Below are 12,247 nucleotides of genomic sequence, written 5' to 3'. Positions count from 1 at the left end.
CCGTCCGATCAGCCCTCGTGCGGGAGCCGGAACGGTGCGGTCGCCCCGGCGTCGATCACCTGGGTGGTGCCGGTCACGTAGCGCGACTCCTCCGAGGCGAGCCACAGCACGGCGTTGCTGATGTCGATCGGATCCACCCACGGGATCGGCATGGCGTTGAGCGCCTTCATCCCGGCCTCGGCGTCGGCCCGGGTGGCGCCCTCCATGCCGCCGAGGAACAGCGAGTACGCCGCCGGGTTGTTGACCATATCGGTGTCCACGGTCGTGGGGTGTACGGAATTGACCCGGATCCGGTGCGGCGCAAGCTCGACCGCCAGCGTGCGCATCAGCCCGGTGACTCCGTGCTTGGCCGAGGTGTAGTGCGCGAGGTTGGCGAACGCGACGAGGCCGGCGATCGAGCTGGTGAGGATGATCGATCCACCCGTGTCCTGCTCCAGCAGCCGTGGCACCGTCGCCTTGACGGTCTTCCACACGCCGGTCAGGTTGACGTCGATCATCTCCTGCCAGACGTCCTCGGTGAGCTCCCAGGTCGGCGCGAAACTGGCAATGCCCGCGTTCGCGACGACGACGTCCAGATGCCCGAGCTCGGCCACGCCCTCCGCGACCACTGCCTCGATCGCCGCGAGGTCGCGCACATCGGCCTGCCGGGCCAGGATCCGGCGATCCAGCTCTTCGACGCGTTTGACGGTCTCGTCGAGGTCGGCGGGCGTCGCCATCGGATAGGGGACGCTGTCGAGCTGATGGCACAGGTCGACGGCGATGACGTCGGCGCCCTCCTGCGCCAGCCGTACCGCGTGCGACCGGCCCTGTCCACGTGCGGCGCCGGTGACCAGCGCGACCTTTCCCTCCACACGACCCATGGGTTCCTCCAACCTCGTCGTTGGCGATCCGTGCTCCACCGTTCTGCGAACCGCCGCCGAGGTCAATGCAGCGACGGGGTGGCGCTCCCGTCCGTTCGGAGAGGTTCACCGTCGGCCTCCTGTCGTTACCGTCGCCACAGGCCGAAATACGTGATCGAACGTGACCTTCCCGGTGCCGGATCGCTCTCGGACGAGGAGGTCCAGGGATCATCTCTCGCTCACCCCCACCCGTGAGTGCGTAACAGTGTTAGAACACTGTTACGCACTCACGGGTGGGGGTGAGCAGGGGGAATGCCGCGGCGTCAGGGACAATCGGTGCCGATGCCGTCCCACCAGCAGCGCCGCCGCCCCCGTGCCGTCGTGCCTCTCCTCGCCGGCCTGGTGGTGGCCGCGATCGTGGGGGGAGTCTGGGCGGCCACCGCGACCCCGACGTCGTCCCACGCCCGCGCCACCGGCGGTGCGGCAACGCAACCGGTGGCCGAGCCATCCGCGCCCCCGGGCCCGCCGGCCTGCGCCGCTGTCGTCGCCGGCCTCTCGGAGCGAGATCGGCTGGCCCAGCGGCTGATGGTCGGCGTCGATGCGGCCGACCCGGTCGGCGCTGCCGAGATCGTCCGCACCGCGCACGTCGGCGGGATCTTCGTGGGCGGGAAGGCCACCGCGCTGCTGCGGAACGACAAGCTCGCCGCGGTACAGTCCGCGGCCGCGCTGCCCGTCACCGTCGCCGTCGACGACGAGGGCGGACGGGTGCAGCGCATCGACAAGCTCGACGGCTCGATGCCCAGCGCCCGCAGGATGGCCGCGAGCATGACCCCGGAGCAGGTTCGGGCCATCGGGTTCGAGCGCGGCCGGCAGCTGCGCGCCCGCGGGGTGACGATGAACTTCGCCCCGACGGTCGACGTCGGCGCCCGGCCCGCGGGCTCGGTGATCGGGGACCGCGCCTTCTCCGACGACCCAGACGTCGTCATCCGGTACGCGCGGGCCTTCGCCGAGGGGCAGCGGGAGGCCGGCGTGACCGTGGTGCTCAAGCACTTCCCCGGCCACGGCCACGCGAGCGGCGACTCCCACAAGGGCCGGGTCAGCACGCCGCCACAGGACCGGCTCGAACGCGACGACCTGCGCCCCTACTCCGCGCTCGTCGGCCCCGGGGGACCACTGGCCGACGGCAGCGGCGTCATGGTCGGGCACCTCGACGTCCCGGGCCTCACCGACGGGCTGCCCGCTTCGCTCACCCCCGCGGTCTACCGGCTGCTGCGCGGCGAGTACGGCTTCGACGGCCTGGTCATCACCGACGACCTCGGCGCGATGAAAGCGATCAGCAACCGGTTCACGCTGCCGCGGGCGACGGTCACGGCGCTGCAGGCCGGCGCGGACGTCGCCCTGTCGTCCAACGTCGCCCCGGCGGGCCCCGTGCTGGACGCGTTGGAGCGGGCGCTGGCGGACGGCACGCTGAGCGCGGCGGACAACGATCGCGCCGTTGCCCGCGTCCTCGCCGCCAAGGGCGTCTGTGTTGATCGCTCCTGAGCACGAATCTGCAGATCAGACAGGGTTGTGAGTGCGTAACAGTGTTCTAACATTGTTACGCACTCACAGGGCTACATGTCGAGGCCGCCGTTCACGGCGAGCACGCTGCCGGTGATATAGCCCGCGTCGTCGTCGACGAGGAACTGTACCGCGCGGGCGATCTCGCTGGCCTGCCCGAGGCGCCCGACCGGCACTCCGGCGAGCAGCTTCTCCAGCACCTGCTCCGGGACCATCGCCACCATCTCGGTCTCGATATAGCCCGGCGCCACGCAGTTGACCGTGATCCCCTTGCGCGCGACCTCGCGGGCCAGGCTCTGGCTCATCCCGAACAGCCCCGCCTTGGACGCTGCGTAGTTGGCCTGCCCGACGCTGCCGGTCTGCCCGATCACCGAGCTGATGTTGACGATCCGGCCGAAGCCGTTGGCGATCATGTTCTCCAGCACGGCCTTGGTCATGTAGAACGCGCCCGACAGGTTGATCCGTAGCACCGCGTGCCAGTCGTCGACGGTCATCTTCCGGACCGTCTTGTCCACCGTGATCCCGGCGTTGTTGACCAGAATGTCGACGCGACCATACGCGTCGAGCACCTCGTCCACCACCCGGTTGCAGTCCTCCGGGTTCCCGACGTTGCCCTGGTGCACCGAGACCGACGCGCCCTCGGAGGTGAGCTTTGCCGCAAGCTCTTCGGCCGTGGTCCCGCTGCGGCTGTACCCGGCGGCGACGTGCACCCCGGATCGGGAGAGCGACGTCGTGATCGCGGCCCCGATGCCTCGCGCGCCACCGGTCACGATCGCCACCCGTCGGCTGCTCGTTCGGTCATTCATGTCGCTCCCCGTTCTCCCCGTTCTCCTCGGCTCCCTCGTGTCGCCCCCCGGCGAGGGTGCGGGCCATCCCCCGCCGCACGGCGTCGGCCAGGTAGGCCCGCAGCTTCGCGGCCGGGACGATCTCGTGCACCGAACCGACGCGGCGCGCGCGCTCGATGCTGTGCCTGCTGTCGAACTCGTCGGCGACCTCGCCGAGCTTCTCCGCGCGCACGGCCGCCTGGACCGTCACGAGCTCCGAGCGCAGCCGGGCCAGATCGGTCTCGGCCCCGTCCTCCACAGCCTCGGCGAGCCGGGCCTCGAGACCGGCGACCCGTGCGTCCGCGGCGATGCGCTTGTTGACCTCCCCCGAGAACACGACGGCCGCGGCGGGTGCGCCACCGATGACCGAGGCGTAGGAACCCTCCAGGGCGGCGATCTCCATGTTGTCGTTCAGGGTCTGGGAGAACACCACGAACGCGCCGCCGTGGTAGCGCGACACCACGCAGAACACGATCGGCCCATCGAAGTTGACGATGGCCCGCCCGATCTCGGCGCCGTACTCCAGTTGCAGCTCCCGCAGCGACTCCGGCGAACCGTCGAAGCCCGACAGGTTGGCCAGCACCACCAGCGGGCGGTTGCCGCTGGCCGCGTTGATGGCCCGTGCGGTCTTCTTCGACGAGCGCGGGAACAAGGTCCCCGCCGTCCACTGTGACGGTCCGTCGACGGGCGAGCGGCCCCGCCGCGGGAGCGGGCGCGACTCGATGCCCAGCAGTGCGATCGGCTGTCCCCCGAGGTGGGCGTCGAAGACGACGACGGACTCCGCGTCGCGCCAGTCGGCCCAGCGTTCCAGGGGCGGGTGGTCGGCGTCGGCGACCCCACGCAGCAGCGACCGGATGTCGAACGGCTTCTTGCGCTCCCGGTTCGTCTCGGCGGAGAAGACCTCGCCGAGCCGGGTGAACTCGGTGCCCGGCCCGGAGTGCGGCGCCGAGCTGATGTCGCGGTCGATCGGGTCGGTGGTCGGCGCCGGGCGCGGGAACCGCTCCCCGGCCGCGGTGTAGGTGTGCGCGTAGTGGGCGAGCAGCACGTCGACCGCGCCGGACAGATCGGGCGCCCAGTACTGCGCCTGCCCGTTCGGGCCCATGATCCGGTCGTAGCCGCCGATCCCGAAGTTGTCCTCGGCCGAGACGCCGCCGGAGTAGTCCAGCGACTGCTTGCCGGTGAGGACCATCGCCGAATCGGGCGTCATCACCAGGATGCCCTTGGTGTGCATGAGCATCGTGGCCTCGGCGTTCCAGTACGGCTGGGCGCCGACATTGATCCCGGCGACCACGATGTTGATCTCGCCGCCGTCCTGGGTGAACTCGATGATCCCGCGCAGCACCCGGGAGATCCAGTCCATGTTCTCGGTGCCGCTGTCCATCGCGATCTTGGCGCCGGCCGAGACGGCGAACCACTCGATCGGCGCGCCGAGCCTGCGGGCCAGCTCGATCGCGGCGAGCACCCGGGCGCATTCCGGCTCCGCGAGGGCGCCCAACGCCTTGGTCGGGTCGCCCAGCAGCACGACCCTGGTCATCCCCTCGGGGTAGCGCGCCGTCGGGGTGGTCACGACGCCGAGGACCAGGTTGGCGGTGTTGCCGCCGGGTGCCCGGTCGACCGGTAACGGCGCACCGGTCTCGTCGAGGTCGTATTCGGTGAACGTCCCCGGTGCGCCACCCTCATCGGGCGATCGGGTGAGCAGGGCGACCAGCTCGTAGGGGTACACGGCCCCGCGCCGCCGCGCCCGGATCACCTTCTGCGCGTAGCCGTCCAGCTCGCGCAGCGGATGGACCGGGGGATCGGTGATCCGCAGCGTCAGCCCGGCGCCGGGTGGCCGGGACAACCGCAGCATGCGCTCGCGCGGCTCGCCGCCCGGGACCACGGTGCGGAACTGCACGAGCACCTGCTCCAGCCCGAGGCCCTCGCTGCGTGGGGCCAGCGCCCGGACGACCTCGTCGAGCTCGGTCAGGGGCACGTCGACCACCGGCCAGACGTAGAGCAGCACCCTGTTCCACTCCGGCTTGGCCATGCTGCGATCAGCCGAGCGAGCGGCCCGCAGGCTGTCCAGACAGGCGTCGAGGACATGCTCGATCTCGGGCAGGCCGGTGAGCCTGCCGCGGTCGTCGCGCACGGTGGTGAGCTGGCGGACGTCGGCGAGCGCGAACAGCCGCTGGTCGTCCGGCAGGGTGCGGCCCTGAGCCCGGAACAGGTGGACGTCGACGGCGGCGGGCAGCCGGGTCAGCTCGAAGTTCGACAGCCGCCACAGCCCCAGCCGCTCGGCCACCATAGGGTGCAGCCCGCGCAGCATGCGGTCCTCCACCGGTTCGCCGTCGCGGCCGCCACGGAAGGTGAACCACATCGTCGTGCCGTCGCCGTCGCCGTCCGCGCGGCGCACCGCGACGGCGACCCTGCCGACCGACGGCGGAATGGTGCCGAGCTTGCCGCGGATCCGCTCGGCGCGGGCGTTCGGCTCGGCGCCCGCGGAGTCGTCAGAGGTGACGTAGAGGTCGATGAGCGCGGTGTGCCGCGGTGGCAGCGCATCGACCATCCGGTGCAGGTCGGTCGACACCGCGGCGGGGGCGTCGGCCCGCGGATCGTTGATATCGGCTCGGCCGCTCGCGACGGTGGCGAGGATCGTGTACTCCTTGCCGTCGTGCCGGTAGCCGGCCCGCAACAGGGGCCGCCCGCCGTGGTCGAGGACCTGGGCCGGCCCCACCGGCCGGATCCGGTAGTAGCGTCGCGTCATCACCTCGAGCATCGCGGCGTGGTGCCGCTCGGCGAACACCTCGAGAATCGGCTCGCCCGCGGCCACGATCTCGTCGATCTGGGCGGCCCGCTCGGCGGGGCCGGTGGCCAGGTGGTCGAGCCGATCGCGGACGTGCTGCTGCACCCGGGCCCGTCCCTGCGCGATCAGCCGGGCGTCGAACAGCCGGTACCGCACCTGCCGGGCCAGGTCGCCGACGACGGGATGGCGCAGCTGGGTCGCGGCGACGAGGTGGTCGAGGACCTTCCGGTAGTCCTCGCGGACGTGCTCGGGCAACGAGTCGGGATGGCCGAGCCGCCATTGCAGCAGGTCGGAGACCACCGGCACATGCGCGGCCGCCCTGCGGTGCGCGAGGAAGATCCGGTAGAGCGCCGGGCCGAGCTCGGCCGAGGGCTCCAGGTCGGTGACACCGTAGTGGGCCAGCGCCCGGCGCAGTCTGATCCGGAACGACTCGGGCAGGCCCTCGGCGTCGGCGTCCCGGGAGCGCAGGTAGGCGTAGAGGTACTCCTGCGGGTTGCGGGCGGCCTCGGCGTCGACGGCCGACGCGTCGTCGAGCGTTCCGTTCTCCACGCGGCGGTTGCGGGACAGCGCGCACAGGTCGGCGAAGATCTGCAGCACGGCGATCTCGGCGGCGAGCCGCCCGGCATCGTCGGGCAGCTCGGCGCGGGCGGCGGCCAGCTGCGCCAGCATCGGACGCGCTTCCCGTTCGTCGACGTCGAAACCGAGAACCAGCGAGCGCAGCGTGGCCAGCGCGTCCGCGGCCGGGGTGACGGGGTCACCGGTGCCCGTCCGGGGCCGGGTGAGCTGGGCGAAGTCGGCGCGATCCGCCGCCGCCCCGTCCTCCCCGGACTCCGGCGCGGGCTCCAGCCGGACGATCCGGGTTCCGCCCTCGACCTGGGTGTTCGCCGCGACAAGCACCTCGGCGACCTGCCCGGAGACCGGGGCGCGCAACGCGGTCTCCAGCTTCATGCTCTCCACGACCGCAACGACGTCGCCCTCGGCGACCGTGTCGCCGGCGCTGACCGGGATCGCGACGACCATCGCGGGCGCGGGTGCCCGGACCATCCCGGCCTCGCCGCCGGAGATCCGGTGCACCGCGCCGTCGACCTCGACCAGATAATCGGGGCCCTGCGCGACGGACAGGACGGCGAAGGCGTCCCCACCGCCCACGCTGAGCCTGCGCTCGAACCGGCCCGAGCGCTCGACGTCGACGTCGACGTCCTGCGTCGCGCCGCCGGGCAGATCCAGCTCCACCCGGTAGCGCCGGGGCCGGGACCGGGCGACCCGCAGCCGGTAGGGCCGGCCCGCGGCGCGCACGTCGACCTGATGCCACGTCTCGTGCCCGACCTCGGGGCGGCCGCGCTCGGCGGAGCCGAACAGCCGCCTCTGCTGCCGGGCGACATGCGCGTCGTGGGCCTCGACCGCGGTGGCCACCAGCGCGACGTCCAGGCGTCGGGGCGGGCTGTAGCCCTCGGCCATCATCGCGTCGAGCCAGCCGGTGTCCGCCTCGCCGGTGACGATCTCGGGCCGGCCGAGCAGGTTGAGCAGAAACGCCTTGTTCGTGGTGCCGCCGTCGATCACCGCGGAGGTCTGGCGCAGCGCGCGGGTGAGCCGGGCGCGGGCCTCGGCGCGGTCCCGGCCCCACGCGATGACCTTGGCGATCATCGAGTCGTACTGCGGCGGGATGAGATCGCCCGCGGCCACCCCGGTGTCGACGCGGATGCCGGGGCCGCTGGGCAGCGAAAGGTGCTCGATCCGCCCCGGCGCGGGGGCGAAGCCGCGCTCCGGGTCCTCGGCCGTGAGCCGGGCCTCGATGGCGTGCCCCGATGGGGGCGGTGCGGCCGGCGCGATCTCGGCGAGCTTGCCTCCCGCGGCGACGTGCAGCTGCAGCTTGACGATGTCCACACCCGTGGTGGCCTCGGTGACCGGGTGCTCGACCTGCAGCCGGGTGTTGACCTCCAGGAACGACAGCAGTCGCTCCTTGGGCTCGTAGAGGAACTCCACGGTCCCCGCGTTGACGTAGCCGACGGCCTTGACCAGCCGCGCGGCCGAGCTGCGCAGCAGCTCCTCCTGCTCGGCGTCCAGCGCGGTCGAGGCCGACTCCTCGATCACTTTCTGGTTGCGTCGCTGCACGCTGCAGTCGCGCACCCCCAGCGTCCACACCTCACCGGAGGCATCGGCGACGACCTGGACCTCGACGTGCCGGCCGCCGGACACCGCGCGCTCCAGGAACACCGTCGCGTCCCCGGCCGTCTTCGACGCCTCCGAGCTCGCCCGCTCGAACGCCTCGTCCAGCTCCTCGGGCCGGGTGACCAGCCGGATGCCGCGCCCGCCCCCGCCTGCGGTGGCCTTGACCATCAGCGGGTAGCCGATCGCCGCGGCGTGGGCGCGCGCGTCCTCGATCCCGGCCACCGGGCCACCGCTCCAGGCGGCCATCGGCACCCCGACCTGCTCGGCGATGCGCTTCGACTCGATCTTGTCTCCGAGCCGCCGCATCACCTCGGCGGACGGCCCGACGAAGGTGATTCCCAGCCGTTCGCACAGCTGCGCGAACTCGGCCTTCTCCGAGACGAACCCCCAGCCCGGCCACACGGCGTCGGCCCGGCAGTGCCGCAGCGCCCGCTCCAGCTCGGCGTGGTCGAGGTACGGGCTGGCCCCCAGATGGTCGGGGTCGTCCGGTCCGATCAGCACGGCCTCGTCGGCCTCGCGGACGAACATCGCCTGCCGGTCGACCGCGGTGTACACGGCGATCGTGCGCAGCGGCGGGCGACCCGCTGCGCCGACGCTCGATCCCGGCGAGCGGATCTCGGCGTTCCACTCGCGCACAGCGTTGATCAGCCGCATCGCGGGTTCGCCGCGGTTCACGATCACCAGACGCCGAAAGGGTTGGGCCACGGGGTTCATGCAGGGATCATCCTTGAGCTCGTCGTCGGTCGACGCGGTGCATCGGCGGGATCACTCACCGAAGGCGACCCGCATATCCTCTGTCGTTGTCGTCATCGACCGGGATGCTGCTACGGAATCGTCACCGGCGGCACTCGACACGGCGGGAAGAACGTCCGAACCGATCACCTCGGGGGCGGCGATCGCCGGATCGACGCGCAGGACGGCGTACCCGCCGACCGCGCCGGCACCGAAACCCGGCGCGAAGACCCGCATCGGGCGATCGAGGACGCCGTCGCGGATCGCGTCGAACAGCGCGATCGGGATGCTCGCCGCGGACACGTTGCCCATCCTGCTGATGTTGAAGTACAGCTGATCGACCGAGAAGCCGGCCTCGCGGGCGAGGTCGACGACCATCGTCTTGTTGGCCTGGTGCGGGACGATCAGCTCGATGCCGTCCAGCAGCGAGCGGCCGGGGTCGTCGGGGTCGGTCTGGGTGCGCAGCTCGTCGAGCATCTGGGCCAGATAGCGCTGGACAAGGGCCCTGACCTCCGGCCCGTAGACCGTGACGTCGTTGTCGAACGCCGGGTTGGGCCAGATGATCGAGCTCACCTCGCTCCACGGTCCGCTCGCATAGGTCTGGACGACGTCGACGTCGCAGGCCGCACCGGGCCCGGCGGGCGTGACGAGCAGTGCCGCCGCGCCGTCACCGAAGATCATCCGTGAGGTGCGGACGCTGCCGATCTTGTCAGAGAACTTCTCGGCACAGATCAACAGGACGGGCCGGTTGACCTCCTGCAGGAGCCGGACGGCTTCGGCGAGGCCGTAGGGCAGCCCGGCGCAGGCGGCCACCAGGTCGAACGACGCGTGGGTCTGCCACAGGCCGAGCTGGCCGGAGAGCCAGCAGGCGATCGAGGGGATGAGCTGGTCGCTGGTGCACGTGCTGACCAGCACCGCGCCGATCTCCTCCGGCGTCCGACCGGAATGGTCGAGGGCGGCGCGGGCGGCGTCGAGGGCGAGATCGGCGAGGTCCCGGCCGGTGTAGCGGCGCCGCTCGATGCCGGTCTTGGCCGCGATCTCCGCAGCGGTCATCGGGGACCAGGAGAAACTCGCGTTGCGGATGACATCGACGTTGTCGCACACGTGCTCGCCGCGCACGATCGCGAGCGCCTCCAGCTTCGGCCGGATCGGGAACGCCTCCCGGACCCGCACCGGGGGGTAGGGTCGGACGGGCTTGCGGGCGGGTGCCGGCCGGAACCCGGCGAGTCGCGGGGTGCCCGGCCCCCGGCGTCCCGTGACCCGGTCGATGAACGCGGCGACCTCGCGGTTGCGGGGATGGAGCGCGACGACGAAGTCGTCGTCGCCGATCTGGGTGGCCGGGCGTAGCTCGGCTTTCGAGCGGTCCCACGGGTACTGGTCGTGCAGCACCATCGCCCACCGCATCAGCGCCTCGAGCTCGGGGACGTCCTCGTGGCACTCGAGGATCTCGTCGATGCCGAAGATCGGGTAGTCGGGGTCGTGCCCGGGCAGCACGACGGTCAGCGCCCCGGGGGCGGCGAGGAACTGGGCGACCGTCGGCTTGACCGCGGAAAGCTCGGTGGCCTGGTGGCGCCGGTGCCGGAACACATCGAACAGCAGCCCGAAGATCCGATCCTCGGTCCCGGGGTCCCAGGTCGCCGGCAGCCGGTGGTAGGCGTCGGCGACGGCGGCGACCTTGCGCACGCTGTCCTCCCACGGGGTCAGGACGGGGAGGAAGACGTGCGGGTTCGAGCGCGGGAGGTCGCGCCAGCGGGTCGGGCGCTTGTCGAACATCGTCATCGAGTACCGGTTGACCCAGTACAGGTTCTGGCCGAGGTCGCGCAGCAGCTCGTAGCGGCTGGGGTAGGCGTTCGACTCGACCCTGGCCAGGATGTCCGAGCCGGTCGGGGCCTTGGCCTCGAAATCCCGCGCGATGACCTCGGTGAACTGCTCCAGGGTGTCGAGGACCGAGAAGTCGAGCTCGGTGAGGACGTTGGCCGGGAAGACCAGCCGGCCATTCCGGTTGATCACGAAGGGTTTCATCGTCCGCCTTCGGAATGGGATCCGCCACTGTCCCCGCCAATGTAGATCCCTCGTGAGTGCGTAACAGTGTTAGAACACTGTTACGCACTCACGGTGTGGAAGTTGCGGCGGAAATAGATCGCCGGTTGGGCCTCGCCGAGGCGGGTGTGCTCGACCTGGCCGAGCAGGATGGTGTGGTCCCCGCCGGGATAGCTGGCGTGGGTGGTGCAGGCCAGGGTGGCGCAGGCGCGGGGCAGCACCGGCAGGCCGCGGGGGTCGGCGGCGAAGCCGGCGTCGGTGAACTTGTCCGCGCCGCGGGTGGCGAACCGGATCGCCAGCTCGGCGTGGTCGGGATGCAGCATGTGCACGATCCAGCGCCGGGCCGCGGCGAACACCGGGTGGCATTCGGCGGTGCGGGCCAGGCAGACCAGGACCAGCGGCGGGTCGAGGGAGACCGAGCAGAACGAGGTGGCGGTGAAGCCCCACCAGCGCCCGCCCGGGTCGGTGGTGGTGACGAGGGTGACCCCGCTGGGGAAGGAGGCCATCGCCTCGCGGAACAGCCGGGGCTGCTCCGATGCGGGGCTCATGAGACCTCGCCGGCGCTCAGGGCGTGGTGCAGCCGGGTGCGTTTGGTGGTCAGGTAGGCCAGGTTGTCCGGGTTCGCCGGGATGATCAACGGTTCGCGGGCGGCGAGGTGGAGGCCGTGGCCGGCCAGGCCGCGGTACTTGACCGGGTTGTTGGTCATCAGCCGGATGCTGCGCACCCCCAGCTCGCGCAGGATCTGGGCGCCGAGGCCGTACTCGCGGCGGTCCACGGGCAGGCCCTGGGCCAGGTTGGCGTCCACGGTGTCCAGCCCGGCGTCCTGCAGGGTGTAGGCGCGCAGCTTGGGCGACAGCCCGATGCCGCGGCCCTCGTGCCCGCGCAGGTAGACCAGCACGCCGCGGCCGGCGGCGGCGATCCGGGCCAGCGCGGTGGCCAGCTGCGGGCCGCAGTCGCAGCGCCGGGAGCCGAACACGTCGCCGGTCAGGCATTCCGAATGCACCCGCACCAGCACCGGGGCGGCGGCCGGGTCGCCGGCCTGGTCGACCTGCCCGCGCACCAGCGCCACGTGCTCGGTGCCGGGGGCGGGGCCCTCGGGCAGGGTGCGGTAGGTGAGCGCGGTCCCCCGCGGGTCCTCGCCCTCGGCCACCATCGGCGGCAGACGCAGCGCCTCGGCGCGCTCGGCGGACAGCCCGACGCACACCACCCCGCTGGTGTGGCGGATCAGGAAGGCCATCGCCTCCGGGGTGACCTTCTCCGCGGCCATGATCAGGTCGCCCTCGTTCTCCCGGTCCTCGTCG

The 12,247-nt window shown here is 71.9% G+C and carries 7 protein-coding genes; 1 reads left to right on the top strand and 6 read right to left on the bottom strand.

Annotated features, from left to right (window positions below):
• Window positions 1-8 precede the first annotated feature (8 nt).
• The gene (locus G567_RS0120300; protein WP_028931426.1) at window positions 9-860 is read right to left on the bottom strand and encodes a mycofactocin-coupled SDR family oxidoreductase; all 852 of its coding nucleotides are present in this window, start codon (window positions 858-860) and stop codon (window positions 9-11) included.
• 321 nt (window positions 861-1,181) lie between these two features.
• Here G567_RS0120300 and G567_RS0120295 point away from each other — a divergent pair, with 321 nt between their 5' ends.
• Window positions 1,182-2,381, top strand: a complete 1,200-nt coding sequence (locus tag G567_RS0120295) for a glycoside hydrolase family 3 N-terminal domain-containing protein (RefSeq protein WP_028931425.1) — start codon at window positions 1,182-1,184, stop codon at window positions 2,379-2,381.
• A 71-nt stretch (window positions 2,382-2,452) separates the two neighbouring features.
• Here the strand turns inward: G567_RS0120295 and G567_RS0120290 are convergent, their stop codons facing one another.
• The 5 genes from G567_RS0120290 to ribA form a co-directional block, all read right to left on the bottom strand.
• A complete protein-coding gene (locus G567_RS0120290) occupies window positions 2,453-3,205 on the bottom strand; it encodes a beta-ketoacyl-ACP reductase (protein WP_028931424.1) in 753 nt (250 codons plus the stop codon).
• The gene (locus G567_RS30145) at window positions 3,198-8,888 is read right to left on the bottom strand and encodes an ATP-binding protein (RefSeq protein ID WP_051233341.1); all 5,691 of its coding nucleotides are present in this window, start codon (window positions 8,886-8,888) and stop codon (window positions 3,198-3,200) included. Before G567_RS30145 ends, G567_RS0120290 begins: the two co-directional genes overlap by 8 nt.
• A 51-nt stretch (window positions 8,889-8,939) precedes the next feature.
• Window positions 8,940-10,928, bottom strand: coding sequence for a 3-oxoacyl-[acyl-carrier-protein] synthase III C-terminal domain-containing protein (locus tag G567_RS0120280; RefSeq protein WP_028931423.1), 1,989 nt, complete (start codon window positions 10,926-10,928; stop codon window positions 8,940-8,942).
• 80 nt (window positions 10,929-11,008) lie between these two features.
• On the bottom strand, window positions 11,009-11,494 hold the full coding sequence (locus G567_RS0120275) for a flavin reductase family protein (protein ID WP_028931422.1): 486 nt from the start codon (window positions 11,492-11,494) through the stop codon (window positions 11,009-11,011).
• The coding region (ribA, locus tag G567_RS0120270) for a GTP cyclohydrolase II RibA (RefSeq protein ID WP_028931421.1) at window positions 11,491-12,247 on the bottom strand (757 nt) is incomplete at its 5' end. The genes G567_RS0120275 and ribA, both read right to left, overlap by 4 nt.

The organism is Pseudonocardia asaccharolytica DSM 44247 = NBRC 16224, from assembly GCF_000423625.1.
Classification (GTDB): Bacteria; Actinomycetota; Actinomycetes; order Mycobacteriales; family Pseudonocardiaceae; genus Pseudonocardia; species Pseudonocardia asaccharolytica.
Note: the sequence above shows the minus strand (reverse complement) of the source record. Positions and strands in the feature narration are given on the sequence as shown.